We start from the raw sequence: 17,183 nt of genomic DNA, 5'->3' as shown, positions 1-17,183 counted from the left end.
GTGACGACGAGGGCGTGTCCGGCAGATCAGGCGTGACGACGAGGGCGAGTCGGGCGGATCAGGCGCGGCCCCGGCCCTGATCCGCCGGACAGGCCGAAGGGGGAGGGGCGCGGTGCGACCCTCCCCCTTCGGCCTGCCGTGCGGTCAGGAGCCGCTCATGGCCTTCTTCAACTCGGCCGCCGCGTTGCGGTACACCGCCAGCAGATCCAGGTCCTCGCCCGGGTAGTTCACGATCGTGACCTGCTTCGCGCCCGAGTCCGGCAGCACGGTGCCGGTCGACATGTGCGCGTTGTCGAGGACGAAGGCGGCCTTCTTCGCCGAGAGGGAGGCCAGCTGCGCGGGGGTGACCGGCTCGGGGCCGTAGGCGCCCACCGGGGTGGCGCCCGCGAGACCGGCCGCCCAGGCCGTGAAGACCTGGGAGACGACCGTCGGGCTCTTGCCGTCCGGCCAGGCGGCCTTGAGCTCGCCGTTCAGCTTCGTGACCTCTGCGTCGAGACGGGACTTCCACCGCGAGGCGGTGTCCTTCGTGCCGAACAGGCCGCCGAGGCGCTCGACTTCGGCTCCGGCCTTGGCCGGGTCGTTGTCGAGGTTCACCTCGACGAGCTTCGCCTTCGAGCCGGCCGCCTCCTTGATCTTCGCCGCGTACGGCTCGAACGGCGCGTACAGCACGAAGTCCGCCTTCGCGACGGCCGCCAGGTCGGAGGGCTTCGGGTCGTAGTCCGGGGCGTGGTGCACGGACTGCGGCACGATCACCGTGACGTCCTCGGCCCCGGCGGCCTTGGCGAAGGCGCCCTCCCAGGTGGTCGTCGCGACGACCACCGGCCTGTCTCCCGCCCCCTTGGTGTCGGTGCCGGAGGCCGGCTTGTCCTCCCCGCACCCCGCGAGCAGCGGCAGCGCCGCGCTCAGTGCGACGAGGGAAGCGAGACGGGCGGTACGGACGCGGGTGCGCGCCATGAGCTGTTTCTCCGTTCGGGGATGAGATGCACGGCGAGGACGACAACCCCCGCCGTCAGGACGAGGACCGGGCCCGGAGGCCAGTCCAGCCACAGGGCCAGCAGGAAGCCCGTGACGTTGACCGCGACGCCGATGCCGACCGCCCACAGCGTGATCGACCCCAGCGAGCGGCCCAGACGGCGGGCCGCGAGCGCGGGCAGCAGGGTCAGCGCGTCGACCAGGAGCGCCCCGGTCAGCTTGATCGCGCCGGCGACCGCGACCGCGACCAGCACCAGAAGAGCCGTGGTGAGGAAACGGACCGGTACCCCCGAGCACTGGGCGAGCTCGCGGTCGTACAGCAGCAGCGCCACCTCTCGGCGCCGCCACCAGAACAGTGCGGGCACGACCACGGCCAGCGCGCCGAGAACCACGAGGTCCGTCGTGCCGACCGAGAGGATCGACCCCCACAGCAGGGCGAAGGCCCCCGACGCGTTGACGCCGGAGACGGCGAGGAGCAGCAGCGCGGCGGCGATCGCGAGGCTCATCAGCAGACCCATCGCCCCCGAGAGCCCCGCCGGCGTCCGGGCCAGCGGCGCGACACCCGCCCCCGACAACGCGCACGCCACCAGCGCGCAGACCATCGGATCGATCCCGGTCAGCAGCCCGACCGCGATGCCGAGCAGTGCCACGTGCATCATCGCGAACCGCACCGGCATGATGTCGAGGCCCACGATGACGACGCCGATCACCGGCAGGCCGACGGCCGCGAGGAGCAGGGCCACCCCCGCCCGCTGGACCGGCACGAGCTGGAGCATGGCGCCGAGGTCGGCCGCCGCGAGCGCGCTCACCGCACCTCCCGCAGCCGCCCCGCGGCCATCTCGAGGACCCGGTCGCACCGGTCCGCCAGCGCCCGGTCGTGGGTCACGACCACGAGCGTGACCGGCAGCTCGGTCAGCACGTCGGCCGCCTCCTCCTGCCCCTCGAAGTCGAGGGCGGCGGTCGGCTCGTCGGCGAGCAGCACCTGGGCGCCCGCCGCGACACAGCCGATCGCCCGCGCCAGGTACATGCGCTGCAACTGCCCGCCGGACAAGGTGCCCACGGGACGCGAGGTCAGTGCCCCGACCCCGAGCCGTCCGGCCGCGCGCGCCGCATCGCCGGGCGCCCCGCTGCTCGCGAGCAGCTCGTCGCCCCGCAGCGGGAACCGTCCGGCGGCGGGCTTCTGCGGGATCCAGGCGCACGACCGGCGCCGCCACGCCCACTCGGCGGCCGAGCGCGCGCCGCGCCCGCCGACCTCGATGGAGCCGCTCGTCTGCCGGTGCATCCCGAGGACCGCACGCAGCAGCGTCGTCTTCCCGGACCCGTTCGTCCCCGTCAGGGCGACCCGCTCGCCGGCGGCGATCTCCAGGTCCACCCCCACCACGGCCTCGGCGCGGCCGTGCCGGCAGACGACCCCGCGCATGCGTATGTCCAGTCCGCCCATCCCGTGCCTCTCGCCGCTTCCGTGCCGGTGCGGTGGAGGAGTCGTACGGCGGAGCCGCCGAGTTCCCGGACCGTCCGGGGAACCGCAGCGGCGCACGGCCCGACCTCCTCCCCGTCATCCCTTCCGAAGCGGGATCGTGCTGCTCTCCGCCGCCGGGCTCGCTCACCACCAGCCGACGGACACCGCTCGTCGCCCCCCATCCTGCGGGGGGACGGGATCGAGGGCCTCGGGCTCGAACAGGACCTCACCGGCCTGGCGGACCGAGTACGGCTCGCCTCCGCCGGCCACACGGGGGCGGGCGTCGGCAGGGTGGGAACAGGCCACGCTATATCCCGCATTGATCGTTTGCCTATCCCCTTCCTCTTTCATCGAGCCTGAGGGGCGCGGAGCCCTTCGATCGACCGCCAGTGATCCAAGGGACAGGAGCCGACGCATGCGTCCGCGATGGAGTGACGACGACCGGCCTCATGACGAGGTCGCGCCACAGGGCGCGGACGGCGACGCCTACGTCGACCCGCCGGCCCGGGGTACGGAGACCGGACCGGCGCCGGAAGGGCGGCTGCTGCTCGCCGCCGATGACCACGTGCTCCGGGCGCTCACGGCGGCCGCGGAGCGGGCCGGATGCCGCGACGTCCGGGTCCGCCGGACGGGCGCGGGCGATGCAGAGGCGCGCGGCGGCCTCGCGGAGTGGGCGGAGAAGGAGACGCTCACGGCCGCCGACGCCGTGCTTCACGTCGCGCGTTCGGCAGCCGAGTTGGCGGCCACGGCCGACCAGTGCGCCGACGCCGGTGCGTGGCTGGGGCAGGTGCTGGTCCACGGGGACGAACTGTGGACCGGCCCGCTCGGTCCCGCGGACCGCACCGCGGCGGCCTCGGCCTGGCGGCGACTGCGCGGTTCTCGGGCGCAGGGCCGGCCGGACGGGCCGGTGGGCGCCGCGCCGGACGGCTTCGGCGCCGCGTCGATGGGCGGTGCGCCGGACGGCACCGCCGGCGCCGTGCTCGCCGACGGGCGGGCGGAATGGATCGCCGACCGGCTCCTGGGCGCCTGGCTGGGCCGCGGCGCCGCGGGGGCGGCGGGCGCCGTGGAAGGGACCGGAGGCGCGGGAAGCGTCGGAGACGCGGCAGCGGGTGGAGCGGGAAGCGGCGCAGCTGCGGGAGAGGCAGAGGCAGAGGCAGAGGGAGAGGCCGGAGCCGCGGGAGCTGCACGGGTCGGGGGCGTCGCAGGCGGCTGCGGGCACACCGGAGAGCCGTACCTCGTGCGTACCGACGTGCGGACGTCGTCCAGCGGTCGGCACCCCGTGGTGCCCCTGCCCCGGCCCGGCCGATCGGTCACCCGGGCGGGTACCGAGACGGGGGCGCGGGTCGCGTTCCTCGGGCGGATCGGGGGCGCGGCCGTCGAGCCCGCACGGCTGCTGGAGCGGATCGACGCCGTGGCGGACGCCCGGACCGGGCTTCTCGGGCCGGTCCCGGAGGCCACGCCGGGGCCGACCGGCCTGTGGGGGTGCGCGGTCGAGGTGCCCGACCCGTTCGGGCCGCTGCCCGCCGACGCGCCGGGTGTCACCGTGTGGGGTCACGGGCGGGACGCCCGGAGCGCCCGCCTCGCCGCCCTGCTCGACGCGTTCGCCGTGTACGGGACCCTCGCCGCCGCTCCGGACGCCCGGGGCGGTCGCGAGGTCTGGGGCCTGGACCTCGTCACCGACCGGCTGCGTCGGGTCCCCGCGGCCGAGGCGTACCCGGCCCCGGCGCACGGCACGCCGTACCGGCTGCCGACGGGCGCGGCGGCCGGGCTCACCTGGGTGGCCGCGGTGGAGGCCGCGCTGACCGGGCACTGCGAGGCGCTGGTGGTCCACCGGCTCGCCCAGCCGGGCGTACGCGTCCCCCGGCTCGCGCTTCCGGACCACGGGGGCCACGCCGCCCTCCGCGCGCTGCGTGCGGCGGGTGAGCCCGTCGCCCATGACCTGTCCGCGCTGCTCTCCGTGCCTGCCTGCGCGATCCGGCTCGGCGGCGACACCGTCGTCGCCGTCGCCGCCACGCGGAGCGAGGCCCTCGCGGCCGCCGCGGAACGCGCCCTGATCGCCCGGGAAAGGGGTGTCCCGCCCACCGGCGCCGGTCCCGTCGTCCCGACCGTCCCCTCCGTCACGCCGGACCGGGAGGCGGCCGGAAGGCCGCTCCCGGTGGAGGACGGTGAGTCCGGGCGGGCGGGGCTCGTCGAGGTGCTCCGGGCCCGGGGGCGCACCCCCGTCGCGGTGCTGCTCGACCACGATCCGCAGGCCGTCCGCCTGTTGCCGTATCTCGTCCATGTGGCGCTGCTGGACGGCTGACGCCCCCTCATGCCCGGTTCGTGCCCGATGCCGGGCACGGGCTCGCGGGGGGAAACATTCCCGGCGGCAGGTGCCGCTTCCGCGCGGCCCGTGTAATGATCTCGTGATCCGACGCCTGGCGTCAGGTCACTGTGCGACGGGGGTCGCGTAGCCGCGAGTGCAGAAGGCAGGATCCATGGGGGGGTCGATTCGGTTCAGCGTGCTCGGAGCCGTGTCCGTGCACAGGGGCGAGACGCCGATCACCATTGGTTCTCCGCAGCAGCAGGCCCTGCTCGTGGCGCTGCTGTTGCGCTCCGGCCGGGTCGCCTCCACGCACGAACTGATCGTTTCGGTCTGGGGCGAGGAGCCCCCGAGCTCCGCGCTGGCGAGCCTGCGCACCTACGTGTGGCGGCTGCGGCAGCTCCTGGAGGAGGACTCCGCCGAACCTCGGCTGCTGCTCTCCCAGCCCGACGGCTACCGCATGGTGGCGCCGCCGCTCTCGGTGGACCTGCACCGTGCCGAGCAGCTCGCCGTCGACGCCGGCCGGGCCCGGGCCGGGGGCGACGGCGAGGCCTGTGGGCGGCTGCTGGCCGAGGCGCTCGGCCTCTGGCAGGGCGCGCCGCTGGCCGGAGTGCCCGGCCCGTACGCCGAGCAGCAGCGGGCCCGCTTCACCGAGCTGCGGATCGGGCTGGAAGAGGAACGTTTCGCTCACGAGTTGCAGGCGGGCCGGTACGGCGCGGTCATTCCCGACCTCACCGTGTTCACGCAGGAACACCCGCTCCAGGAGCGGCCGTACGGCTTTCTCATGCGCGCCCTGTACGCCTCCGGGCGGCAGGCGGACGCGCTGGCGGTCTACGCGCGAGCCCGGCGCGTCCTCGCCGAGGAACTCGGCGTCGACCCCGGTCCCGAACTGACCGCGCTGCACGAACGGGTCCTCGCGGGCGACCCGCTCCTCGACGTCTCGGTCCGCGGCACCGCGCCGGCCGCAGCCGCTCCCGAGGCCCCCCGCGACCCGCGGAGTCCCGAGGATCCGCAGCCCTCCCCGGCGCTTCGAACCGCCGAACCCGACACCGGCCCCACACCCGCACCCGCCCCCGAGTCCGCCGCACCGGTCCTTGACCGCCCTGCCCAACTTCCCGCCGACGCATTCGACTTCACCGGCCGCGCCGAACAGGTCGAGGAGCTGAGCCGGGTCCTCACCGCCCCGGATCGGACCTCGCTTCCGGTCGCGTCCATCAGCGGCATGGGCGGCCTCGGCAAGACCACCCTCGCCCTGCGGGTCGCCCACCGGATCAAGCACGAGTTCCCCGACGGGCAGCTCTATGTCGATCTGCGCGGCAGCGGTCTCGAGCCCGCCGACCCGTCGGCCGTCCTCGGCAGCATGCTCGCCGCGATGGGCGTGCCGCCGCACGCGCTGCCGGCCATGACCGACGACCGCGCCCGGCTCCTGCGCACCCTGCTCGACGGGCGGCGCATGTTATTGCTCCTCGACAACGCCAGGGACCCCGCCCAGGTGGTCCCACTGCTGCCCGGATCGGCCGGCTGCGCCGTGATCGTCACCAGCCGGACCCGGCTCGTCGGGATCCCCAGCGCGGTCACCGCCGTGGCCCTGGAGGCCTTCGCGACCGACGAGGCGATCGAGCTGCTCACCGCGATCGTCGGCGCCGCACGCGTGGCGGCGGAGCCCGCCGCCGCGACCGATCTGGTGACCGCGTGCGGACATCTCCCGCTCGCCGTCCGGATCGTGGCCGCCCGGCTCGCCGCCCGGCCTCGCTGGCAGATCGAGACCATGACCCGTCGGCTCGCCGACGAGCGCCGCCGCATCGGCGAGCTGCGCGCCGGCGACCTGGCTGTCGCGGCCACGTTCGAACTCGGCTATCGCCAGCTCCCGCAGGAGCAGGCGTGCGCCTTCCAGCACCTCGCCCCGGTCGCCCGGCCCAGCATCGGCCTTGAGGTGGCCGCCGCGGCCCTCGGTCTCGACGCGTACGACGCCGAGGAGATCCTCGAGTCCCTGGTCGACGCGGCCATGCTGGAGGCCCCGCAGCCCGGCCGGTACCGCTACCACGACCTCGTCTGGGCCTTCGCGCTCCAGCTCGGCGTGTCGCCGGGCGACGGCGGTGCCGAGGCCGGCATCCCCGTGCTGCCGCCGCTCCTCGACCACCTGCTGGCCGCCGGGCGCGCCGCCTTCCAGTGCATGGTGCCCGGCGACCCGGACGGGATCTTCCTCACCCCCGGCTCCCTCGCCCCCGGCTCCGCGCCCGCGCCGCATTTCGCCGGGCTCGCCGAGGCCCGCGCCTGGGTGACCGCTGAGTTCGAATGCCTCACCAACGCGGTGATGCTGGCCGCCCGCAGCCCCGCCGGGGCGGCCCCGCGGATCCTGCGCGTCGCCGCGGACCTGCTCATCGCCCTCACGCCGTTCGGCAAGGACATCCCGTACGGGCAGCTCGCCGCCGCCGCGCAGGCGCTGGCCGAGACCGCCGCGCTGCGCGGCGACGACCATGTCGCCGGGCGGGCCCGCTTCGTCTGCGGGAACGCCGCCCTGCAGAGCGCCCGGCTCGCCGAGGCCGAGCTGTTCACCCGGCTCGCGGCGGAGGCCTGCGAGCGGGTCGGCGACCGGGTGATTCTCCGTCAGACACTCAACGACCGCGGCCTGATAGCACAGTTCCAGCACCGCTACGAGGACGCGGTGCACTGCTACGACCAGGCGATCGATCTGGCGGAGAAGCTCGGACACCGCTCGGGTGAACTGGTGACGCGGCTCAACGCGGCACAGGCCCGGCTGCGCGGCGGCCGCGCCGAGGAGGCGCTCGTCGCGTGCGCCGAGGCGCTGGCCGCGCTGCGTGAGGTCGAGGACCACCACGGCGCCGCCTACGCGCTCTATGTGCAGGGCATGGCCCTGCACGAACTGGGGCGGTACGACGAGGCGGTCGCGAGCCATGCCCAGTGCCTGCGCCTCTGCGAGGCCTGGCAGTTCCGCGGACAGGAGTCGCAGACCCGCTTCCGGCTGGCCGAGACCCTACGGATCACGGGCCGCCGGGAGGAGGCCGTCAGGGAGGCGAGCCGTGCGCTGGTGCTGTGCGAGCAGCGCGGCGCGGAGCGCGACCAGGGGCTCGCCCTCCTGGTGCTCGGCCGTACCCTCGCCGACCTCGGCGACTTCGGGGTCGCGGCGGCCAGGGCCCGGCAGGCCCACACGCTGTTCACCCGGCTCGGGCTGCCCGACGCCGACCACGCGGCGGCCCTCCTCACGGCCCTCGGCGAACCACTGTGAAGCTGCCCCCACCCCTCCGGCAGGAACGATATATCCGCAGCTCAGAGCGCATATCCAGGATTTATCCAGCATAGATCGGCAGTTGGCAGAGTCTCACTCGGCAGCACGAACGACGAGCGAACGGAAGACCGAGACATGCGAGCGATCACCTCCACTCCCCGCACCGCCCACACCCTGCGCACCGCCTGCGTCGCGGTCACCGCGCTGCTCGGCCTCTCGGTTCTGGCCGTCGCCGAACAGCAGCTCACGGCCCCCGCGCCGAGCACCGTCGTGGCCGACGGCCCGATCGTCACCGACCCCCAGGAGGAGTGGAACAGCCGCGGCTGACCACGTCGGCGCGTCCGTCGCAGACGACGGGGACGGACGGCGAAACGAACGAGCATGCATGGGGGAGTCATGACGGGTGGTAGTCCGGCGGCGTTGGCGGAACGAGACGTCGCCACCCTGGTCCGTGCCGCGCGGACCCGCAACGGGGTCAGTCAGCGGCACCTCGCCGAGAAGTCCGGGATCGGTCTGCGGACGCTCCGTGAGATCGAACGGGGCCGGGTCCGCGCCCCGAGATCCGGATCGCTGCGCAGAATCGCCGAAGCCCTGGACGAACCCGCGCTGCTCGCGCAGGTCGGCGCCACGGCCGGCGCCGAAGGGGAGGTCCCCGAGGACGCCCCGCTGGTCCTGAAGATCCTCGGCCGGCTCTCCGCCACGCGCGGCGCCGCCGAACTGCTCACCGGAACGCCGAAGCAGCGGACCCTGCTCGGACTGCTCGCGCTCCAGGCCCATCAGGTGGTCGAACGCGACGAGATCATCGAGGTCCTCTGGGAGGACGGCGAACTGCCGGACACATTCGGCCAGTTGATCCACACCTACATCTCACGCATCCGGCTGATGCTGGAGGCGCACACCCTCCCCGGCACCGGCCGGACCGCGGTTCTGCGGCGCGGCGGCGGCTACGAGCTCCGGATCGAGGGAGACAGCCGACTCGACGTCCTGGAGTTCGGCAGGCTGACGCACGAGGCCGCGCGGGCTCGCGCCGGCGACGACCCGCTGCACGAACAGGCCCTGCTAGCCGAGGCGTTGCAGCTCTGGCGCGGGCCGCTCCTGGAAGGCGCCCCACCACGGCTGGCACGCCATGCCGCTGCCGTCGAGCACGCCCGCCTGCGCGTGGCCTCCGCGCTGCGCCTCGCCGATCTCGCCCTCGCCCGTGGGCAGTACGAGGAGGTGCTCGCCCAGCTCGGGCCGATCGCCCGGCACGAGGTGCTGCACGAGGGCTTGCACGCCCGGCTGCTCGCCGCGCTCGCCGGTTCCGGCCGCCGGGCGGAGGCGCTGGAGCTGTTCGCCGCGGTCGACCGCAGGCTCCGCGTCGAGAGCGGCATCGAGCCCGGTGCCCAACTCCGCGAGGCCCAGATGGCCGTGCTGGGGGAGGACACCCCGGCCGCGACGGCGAGGACGGCGCAGCCCGCCGGCCGGGCCGACGCGCCGAGCTCCGTCCACCTGCCGCAGAGCGTCGGGGACTTCGTGGGCCGGGCCGAGCACTTCCAGGTCCGGCAGTACCTGACCGGGCAGGGGCCGCTGGCCGCGTTCGGCGCGGCGCCGGTCGCCGTGCTCCACGGACCCGTCGGCGTCGGCAAGTCCGCCCTGACCGTCCAGATCGCCGCGGCCGTCTCCCGCCACTTCCCCGACGGCGTCCTGCATGCCCGGCTGCGCACCGGCACGCCCGACGAGGTCCGCACCGTGCTGCGCGACTTCGCCCGGGCGCTGGGTGTGCCGACGGCCGGGCTGCCTGCCGGGCTGACCGAACTCGCGGCGCTCTACCAGGAGTCCGTCGCCGGCCGCCGGGTGCTGGTGGTCGTCGACGAAGCGCCCGGGGAACGCGCCGTCCGCCCGTTGCTGCCGTCCGGCCCCGGCGGCGCCGCGCTGCTGGCCGGCCGGACCCCGCTGTCCGGTCTGGAGGGCGCCCAGCACTTCCGCGTCGAGCGCTTCACCGCCGACCAGTCCGTCTCCCTGCTCGCCCGGATCGCCGGTGAGCGGCGGGTGCTGGCCGAACGGACGGCGGCCGAGACCGTTGCCGAGCTGTGCGACGGGATCCCGCTGGCCGTGCGGATCGCGGGCATGCGGCTCGCCGCCCGCCCGCACTGGACCCTCGCCCGGCTGGCGGACCGGCTGGCCGACGAGGAGCGGCGGCTGTCGGAGCTGGTCGCCGGAGACCTGTCCGTACGGGAACGGCTGACCTCCGCGTACGAGGGCCTGGACCCCGTGCTCCGCGACGCCGTGCGCGCCCTCGCCCGGTCCGCGGACCGGGCGTTCACCCCCGCCGGTGCGGCCGCCGTGCTGCGCTGCGGCGGACGCCAGGCGGAGGACCTCCTGGAGCGGCTTGTCGACCACCACCTGCTCGACCCCCCGGCGGGTGCCGGCGAGGAGTACGCGTTTCCGCCCCTTGTACGCCTCCACGCCTGGGAGCAATGAACGGCGTGAGGGGACGGTCGTCGATGCCCACCGTCCCCGTCCCCTCACGCGTCCTTCACGGCGGCGGAGCGCTCACGCGTCGCGGGTGCGGAGCGTCAGCCAGCCGCCGACCGCCGCAGCGGCCGCCCACACCGCCATGACCAGCACCCCGGTCATGGGGCTGTAGGGCGCGGCGACGGCGGGGTCGAGCCGCAGCCCGTACTGGCCGGCCCGGTCGGGCAGGTACCAGGCCAGCTCCTTCAGGCCGGGGATCTCGGCCAGCACGGGGGAGACCAGGAACAGCACCGGGATCAGGACGCCCATGGAGAGCATCAGACTGCGCAGCATCGCCGTGAACCCCATGCACATGACCGCGAGCAGCGGGAAGTACAGGGCCCCCACCACGATCGCCCGCACCGTCCCCGGATCGCCGAACGCCGTGCCGTGCTCGCCGAGCAGTTGCTGCGAGAGGAAGAACGTGCACAGCGAGGCGACCACGCCGGCCACCAGGGCCAGCACCGCCCCGACGGTCAGCTTGGCCGCGTACATCAGACCGCGCCGGGGCACCGCCGCCAGCGAGACCCGGATCGCGCCGTGCTGGTACTCGTTGCCGACCACCAGAACGGCGAAGGCGATCACGACGACATGGGCGAAGAGGATGCCGTAGTAACCGAGCTGCACCGGGTCGAAGCCCGGGCCGTCCGCCTCCTCGGGGCCGACCGACCCCGACACGCCGGCGCCGATGGCGACGAGCAGGGCCGCGGCCAGCGGCAGCGACCACAGGACCGGACGCACCGAGCGGATCTTCGTCCACTCCGAGCGGAGCACCGCGTTGACAGACATCGTCAGACCACCTCTCCGAGGGGTCGCCCCCCGTACTCCACCGAATCGGCGGTCATGCGCATGAAAGCCTCTTCCAACGAGTCCTCGACCTGGACCAGTTCCAGGACGGCGGCCCTCTCGTGAGCCGCGATCCGGCCGACATCGGCGGCCTCCGCCGCGTGCACCTCCAGCGCGCCGCCGTCGCCCGCTACCACCCGCAGCCCCTTGCGCACCAGGGCCTCGCGCAGCCGCTCCGGCTCGTCGGCCCGTACCCGCACCCGGGAGCGGCCGTGCTCCGCGGCGAACTCGGCCATGGACACGTCCGCCAGCAGGCGGCCCCGGCCGATCACGACCAGCCGGTCCGCAAGCAGCGCCGTCTCCGTCATCAGATGACTGGAGATCAGCACCGCCCGGCCCCGGGCCGCCAGTCCCTTGAGGAAGTGCCGCAGCCAGCGGATGCCCTCCGGGTCCAGGCCGTTGACCGGCTCGTCGAGGATCAGCACCTCGGGGTCGCCGAGCAGAGCCGCGGCGATGCCCAGCCGCTGACGCATCCCCAGCGAGAACCCGCCGACCCGCCGACGGGCCGCGGACTCCAGGCCGACCTGCTCCAACACCTCGTCGACCCGCGCCCGCGGCATGCGGCCGGTGTGGGCGATGCAGAGCAGATGGTCGCGAGCGGTCCGTCCCGGATGCGCCGCGCCGGCGTCCAGCAGCGCGCCGACGTGGCGCAGCGGCTCGACCAGCCGGCCGTACGGCCGCCCCGCGATGAGCACCTCGCCCGCCGTGGGCCGGTCCAGCCCCAGGATCATCCGCAGGGTGGTCGACTTCCCCGCACCGTTCGGGCCGAGGAAGCCGGTGACCGAACCGGCCCGCACCTGGAAGGTGAGGCCCTGCACCACCGTTCTGTCGCCGTAGGCCTTCGCCAGACCCCGTACTTCCACGGCGGGTGCGTCGCCCGCACCGTGCGCCGTTCCGTTGTCCCTGTTCATGTCCTCAAGCCAATCGTCCGGCGGACCCGGACGGATCCCCCGGCGGCGGGAGTCACCTCCCCCCGGGGAGGGAGTTGATCCCCATGAGACGTCTGCCGTCGACGCTCCACGACGCCCTGCGCCAGGGCCGTACGTACGCCCGCGGGCTCCATCTGCTGCTCGGCGGGGCCGTGGGACCGGTCTGCGTGCTGGTGTGGCCCGGCATCACCGACAACCTGGGCCGTACCCTCGCGGCCTGCGCCCTCGTGCCGGTGGTCCCCCTGCTGCTGCTCGGCCTGGTGCCGGGGACGCGGCGCGCGGAGGGCATCCAGGCGCGGCTGCTGCTCGTGCCGGACGACGAGAACGACATCGGCCGTGCCCCGGCCCGGAGCCTCTCCGACCGTCGGCGCACCAGCGTCTGGCTGGTGCTGCGCTGCTGGTGGGGACTGCTCGTCGCCACGGTCGTCGCCCAGCTGCTGTCCGTCACGGGAACGCTGGCGTCCGCGCCCGCCGTCGAGGGAGCCCGGACGATCCTCGGCGTCACCATCCCCGGCGGCCACCGGCATATCTGGTACCTGGGCCTGGTGCCGCCGCTGCTGCTCGCCGCGTTCGTGCTGGTCGTATGGGCCGGGCACGTACAACTCGCCCTCGCGCGCCGGCTGCTGGGCCCCTCGACGGCCGAGCGGCTCGCGGAGGCGGAGCGCCTGGCGGACGAGCTGCTGGCCCGCAACCGGCTCGCGGGCGAACTCCACGACTCCATCGGCCACGCCCTCACGGTCACCGTGCTTCAGGCGAGCGCGGCCCGCGAACTCATCGACACCGACCGGGACTTCGCGATCCGGGCGCTGACCGCCATCGAGGACACCGGCCGCCGCGCCATGGACGACCTGGAGCGCACCCTCGGCTATCTGAAGGAGGACGAGACGGCCGCCCGCACCGTCCGGCCCACGCTCGCGGACGTCGGGCAGCTCCTGGAGGCCAGCCGCGCGGCGGGCGTCACGGTGCGCTCGCGTACCGTCGCCGAGGTCGACGCAGTCCCGGGCGTGGTCTCCCGCGAGGCGTACCGCATCCTTCAGGAGGCGCTCACCAACGCCATGAAGCACGCGCCCGGTTCACCCGTGGACGTCGACCTGGACGTCACCGGCGAACAGGTGCGGCTCACCGTCGCGAACGCGCTGGTGGAGGAGGCCCCGCGGGCTCCCGGCACCGGCAAGGGGCTGCGAAGTCTGCGGGAGCGCGCCGCGCTGCTGGGCGGCCGGGCCACCGCCGGAGCCGCATCGGGGCGCTGGACCGTCAGCGCCCGTCTTCCCCTACGCTTGGGATCGTGATCATGGACATCTCCGTACTCCTCGTCGACGACGAGGAGCTCGTCCGGGCCGGCATGTCGGCCATCCTCGGCAACGCCGAGGGCATCACCGTGGTCGGCGAGGCCTCCGACGGCTGCGAGGTGGTGCCGCTCGTCCGGAGGCTGCGCCCGGACGTGGTCGTCATGGACGTACGGATGCCCACCGTCGACGGCATCACCGCGACCCGCGATCTCATGGCCGCCGTCGCCGACCCGCCGAGAGTCCTGGTGATCACCACGTTCGAGCGGGACGACTACGTCTACGAGGCGCTCAGGGAAGGGGCGTCGGGGTTCCTGCTCAAGCGGTCCCGGCCCGCCGAGATCGTCCAGGCCGTCCGTACCGTGGCGACCGGGGACTCGGTGCTCTTTCCCGCCGCGATCCGCTCGCTGGTAGAGGGGCGTCAGGCCCGTGAGCCGGGCGACGCGCTGGCCCGCGCCCAGCTCACGGAGCGGGAGGCGGACGTGCTGCGGCTGATGGCGCGGGGGATGTCCAACGCGGAGATCGCCGCGCAGCTGTTCCTGGGGGTGCAGACGGTCAAGACCCATGTCAGCGGCACCCTGGCGAAGCTGGGGGCGCGCGACCGGACGCAGGCGGTGGTCCTGGCGTACGAGTCGGGGTTCGTCGGCGCGGGCTGAGAAGGCTCCGGGGCTCACGGGGCCGACGGCATCCGTCAGCCGACGAGGTCCTTCAGGCGGGAGACCACCGTCGCCTCGGACTCGCCCTCCTGCGGCACCGGCACGACCTGGAGATGGGTGACCCCGGCCTCGCGGTAGGCGTCCAGGCGATCCCTCACATAGCTCTCCGTGCCGCAGATCGTGGTGGCTTCGAGCAGTGCGGCGGGCACGGCGGCCGCGGCCCCGGCCTTGTCGCCGACCCGGAACAGCCGCTGGATCGTCTCGGCCTCACGGGCATAGCCGTACCGGCTGATCAGGTCGTAGTAGTAGTTGTGGCCGGGCGCGCCCATGCCCCCGACGAACAGTGCGAGCTGGCCGCGGGCCAGCTCCCGGGCCCGCTCGGCGTCCGGGCCGATCGCGAGCAGCCCGCCCGCCGAGATCTGGAGCGGGCCCAGCTCGGGCGCGCGGGTCGCGGCGCCCTCCTTGAGCGCCGGCCCCCACACCCGGTCGCACCACTCGGGGACGAAGAACAGCGGCAGCCAGCCGTCGGCGGTCTCCGCGACCATCCGGACGTTCTTCGGGCCGAGCGCGGCCACCCACACCGGGACGGACGGGCGGACCGGCGGCGTCAGCAGCCGCATCGGCCTGCCGAGGCCGGTGCCCTGCCCCTCGGGCAGCGGCAGCGTGATCGTGGACCCCTGGTGGCGCACCGGCTCGTCCCGCCGCCAGAAGGCGCGCATGACCTCGATGGTCTCGCGGGTCCGGGCCACCGGCGCGCTGTACGGCACCCCGTGCAGACCCTCGACGACCTGCGGGCCCGAGGAGCCGAGGCCGAGGTGGCAGCGTCCGCCGGACAGGGCGTCGACGCCGGCCGCGGTCATCGCCAGCAGGGCGGGCGTCCGGCTGAACACCGAGAGGATGCCGGAACCGATCTCGATCCGCTCGGTGCGGGCGGCGAGGAAGCCCATGAAGCTGGGTGCGTCGTAGCCGTACGCCTCCGGCACCCAGACCAGGTCCAGGCCGGCCCGCTCCAGTTCGGCCACCTGGCCGGCCGCGGCGACGATGTCGGTGTCGTACTTCAGCTGCATGGAGATCTTCATGGCGGGGGCTCCGGGGGTGCGTCGGCGGGGTGACGGGACGTCGGGGGCGGGATTCGGCAGCACGCGTCAGGCGCGCGGTGCGTCGAGGCGGGGGAGGGCGCCCTCGGCGATCAGCTCCCGGACCCGGAACTTCTGGATCTTCCCCGAGGCGGTCAGCGGCAGCCCGTCCGCGAGGTACCACCGGGCCGGGATCTTGTGCGGGGACAGCTGCTCGCGGCAGAGGGCGACGCACTCCTCGGCGTCCGGGCCCTCCGGGCGGTCGGCGGCGGGCAGCAGCACCGCGGCGACGATCTCGCCCCACCGGTCGTCCGGCACCCCCACCACCAGGGCGTCGCGGACGCCCGGCAGCGTGCTGAGGAAGGACTCGACAGGCCCGGGCGCGATGTTCTCGCCGCCCCGGATGATCAGGTCGCTCAGCCGGCCCTCGATCCGGACCGCGCCGGTCGCGTCCATCGAACCGAGGTCCCCGGTGTGCAGCCAGCCGTCCGCGTCCACCTTCCGCGCGGTGGCCTCCGCGTCGCCGTAGTACGCGAGGAGCTGCTGGTAGCCGCGGGCGCAGATCTCGCCGGGGACGCCGAGCGGCTGCACCCGGCCGGTGTCCGGGTCCACGATCTTGCACGCGACGTGCGGCAGCGGCCGGCCGACGGTGCTGGTCTTGTCCTCGGCGGTGTCGTCCGGGCGGGTCAGGGTGACCACGGAGGCCAGCTCGGTCTGCCCGTACAGGTTGAACACCGTGGTCGAGAACAGTTCCTCGGTCTCGGTGATGAGCTGCGGGCGCACCGGCGCCGCGCCGGTGAGGACGGAGGAGAGCCGGACCGGCGTGCCGTCGGCGGAGCGTGCCACGTCGTTCAGGGCGGTCAGCACCGTCGGCACACTGGTGAGCACCGCGCCGGGGGAGCGGCGCAGCACCTCGAAGAGGACCTTGGGGTCGAAGCGCTCCAGGAGCGTGAAGACGCCGCCGCTCCACAGCGGCCCCAGGCAGGAGATGACACAGCCGGCGGTGTGGAACATCGGCAGCGGGGAGACCACGGTCGCGCCGTCGTGGACGCCGAGCCCCTCGAAGGTCAGCCGGGCCACGTTGACCACGGACCGGTGCGAGAGCAGCACCGCCTTCGGGTCGCCGGTGGTGCCGGAGGTGAACTGTATCTGCGCCGGGACGGCGGCGATCTCCTCCTGCGAGGGCAGCGGCGCGGCACCCCGCAGCGACTCCCACGCGGCGAGCGGCACGACGTGCCGCAGACCCGGCAGGTCCGGCGTCACCGCCCGTACCGTCCCGGCCATGTCGTAGCCCCGGACGGCGTCCGCGTGGATCAGCATCTCGGCCTCGGAGGCGCGCAGGGCGTGGGCCAGCTCGCCGGCCCGCAACGCCGGGTTGAGCGTCACCAGCGTCACCCCGGCCATCGCCGCCGCGTACGCGACGATCGGCCACTCCGGGACGTTCGGCGCCCACAGGGCGACCCGCGCGCCGAGTCCGACGCGCTCCCGCAGCCCGCCGGCCACGCTCTCGGCCTCGGCCAGCAGTTCGGCGTACGTCCAGCGGCGCGGGGCGCCGCCGTCGTCCGGGACCGACTCCAGGGCCGGGGCGTCCGGCCGGCCCGCGGCGACCTCGCGCAGCAGGGAGCCGACGGTGTGGTCCGAGAGCGGCGCCCCGGTGTCCGCGGGGCGGAGCGACTCGACGAGGGGGGTCTTGATGTGCGGCACGTCGGCGTGCGGGGTGGCGGTGCGCGGGGCGGCCGGTGCGGCGCTGACCTGCATGGTGAGTCTCCTCGGCGGTGGGCTGCCGGTCCGTCCGGCGCTGGTCCCATCCCACCGCGCGGGCCCCAGCCGCCGGATCCCCCGGCGGCTGGAAGCCGTTCCCTCCCGGGAGGGAACCGGACGAGGGAGGCAGGAGCCGTGCAGATCCCGTCCAGGACC

General features: G+C 74.6%; 13 protein-coding genes. 6 read left to right on the top strand and 7 right to left on the bottom strand.

Annotation, left to right across the window (positions count from 1 at the left end; genetic code table 11):
• Positions 1 to 144 precede the first annotated feature (144 nt).
• Genes E0F75_RS05705 through E0F75_RS05695 form a run of 3 tightly spaced genes read right to left on the bottom strand, consistent with a single transcriptional unit; the run spans position 145 to position 2,413 of the window.
• On the bottom strand, positions 145 to 954 hold the full coding sequence (locus E0F75_RS05705; protein ID WP_187621358.1) for a metal ABC transporter solute-binding protein, Zn/Mn family: 810 nt from the start codon (positions 952 to 954) through the stop codon (positions 145 to 147).
• Entirely contained in the window at positions 903 to 1,781 is an 879-nt protein-coding gene (locus tag E0F75_RS05700) for a metal ABC transporter permease (protein WP_187621357.1), read from the bottom strand. Before E0F75_RS05700 ends, E0F75_RS05705 begins: the two co-directional genes overlap by 52 nt.
• The gene (locus tag E0F75_RS05695) at positions 1,778 to 2,413 is read right to left on the bottom strand and encodes a metal ABC transporter ATP-binding protein (RefSeq protein ID WP_187621356.1); all 636 of its coding nucleotides are present in this window, start codon (positions 2,411 to 2,413) and stop codon (positions 1,778 to 1,780) included. The genes E0F75_RS05700 and E0F75_RS05695 overlap by 4 nt, the downstream gene beginning before the upstream one ends.
• Before the next feature lie 433 nt (positions 2,414 to 2,846).
• Between E0F75_RS05695 and E0F75_RS05690 the strand changes: the two genes are divergently transcribed.
• From E0F75_RS05690 to E0F75_RS05675, 4 genes are all read left to right on the top strand, one after another.
• The gene (locus E0F75_RS05690) at positions 2,847 to 4,733 is read left to right on the top strand and encodes a hypothetical protein (protein WP_187621355.1); all 1,887 of its coding nucleotides are present in this window, start codon (positions 2,847 to 2,849) and stop codon (positions 4,731 to 4,733) included.
• A gap of 211 nt (positions 4,734 to 4,944) precedes the next feature.
• Positions 4,945 to 7,980: a BTAD domain-containing putative transcriptional regulator gene (locus tag E0F75_RS05685; RefSeq protein WP_229312521.1), complete on the top strand. Its 3,036-nt coding sequence runs from the start codon at positions 4,945 to 4,947 to the stop codon at positions 7,978 to 7,980.
• A 135-nt stretch (positions 7,981 to 8,115) separates the two neighbouring features.
• Positions 8,116 to 8,307, top strand: coding sequence for a hypothetical protein (locus E0F75_RS05680; RefSeq protein WP_187621353.1), 192 nt, complete (start codon positions 8,116 to 8,118; stop codon positions 8,305 to 8,307).
• A 69-nt stretch (positions 8,308 to 8,376) separates the two neighbouring features.
• Complete coding sequence (locus E0F75_RS05675) at positions 8,377 to 10,440, top strand: BTAD domain-containing putative transcriptional regulator (RefSeq protein WP_187621352.1); 2,064 nt, start codon at positions 8,377 to 8,379, stop codon at positions 10,438 to 10,440.
• Positions 10,441 to 10,512: 72 nt separating this feature from the next.
• Here E0F75_RS05675 and E0F75_RS05670 read toward each other — a convergent pair whose 3' ends face one another.
• Entirely contained in the window at positions 10,513 to 11,262 is a 750-nt protein-coding gene (locus E0F75_RS05670; RefSeq protein ID WP_187621351.1) for an ABC transporter permease, read from the bottom strand.
• Between the two features lie 2 nt (positions 11,263 to 11,264).
• Positions 11,265 to 12,230: an ATP-binding cassette domain-containing protein gene (locus E0F75_RS05665; protein ID WP_187621350.1), complete on the bottom strand. Its 966-nt coding sequence runs from the start codon at positions 12,228 to 12,230 to the stop codon at positions 11,265 to 11,267.
• 83 nt (positions 12,231 to 12,313) lie between these two features.
• Between E0F75_RS05665 and E0F75_RS05660 the strand changes: the two genes are divergently transcribed.
• A complete protein-coding gene (locus E0F75_RS05660; protein ID WP_187621349.1) occupies positions 12,314 to 13,537 on the top strand; it encodes a sensor histidine kinase in 1,224 nt (407 codons plus the stop codon).
• Positions 13,538 to 13,539: 2 nt separating this feature from the next.
• Entirely contained in the window at positions 13,540 to 14,190 is a 651-nt protein-coding gene (locus E0F75_RS05655) for a response regulator transcription factor (protein WP_187621589.1), read from the top strand.
• Positions 14,191 to 14,225: 35 nt separating this feature from the next.
• Here E0F75_RS05655 and E0F75_RS05650 read toward each other — a convergent pair whose 3' ends face one another.
• Both E0F75_RS05650 and E0F75_RS05645 read right to left on the bottom strand, forming a co-directional pair.
• On the bottom strand, positions 14,226 to 15,269 hold the full coding sequence (locus E0F75_RS05650) for an LLM class F420-dependent oxidoreductase (RefSeq protein WP_187621348.1): 1,044 nt from the start codon (positions 15,267 to 15,269) through the stop codon (positions 14,226 to 14,228).
• A gap of 66 nt (positions 15,270 to 15,335) precedes the next feature.
• On the bottom strand, positions 15,336 to 17,024 hold the full coding sequence (locus E0F75_RS05645; protein WP_187621347.1) for a class I adenylate-forming enzyme family protein: 1,689 nt from the start codon (positions 17,022 to 17,024) through the stop codon (positions 15,336 to 15,338).
• Between the last annotated feature and the right edge of the window lie 159 nt (positions 17,025 to 17,183).

Origin of the sequence: Streptomyces sp. CB02980 (genome assembly GCF_014451325.2) — a bacterium.
Taxonomy (GTDB): Bacteria; Actinomycetota; Actinomycetes; order Streptomycetales; family Streptomycetaceae; genus Streptomyces.
Note: the sequence above shows the minus strand (reverse complement) of the source record. Positions and strands in the feature narration are given on the sequence as shown.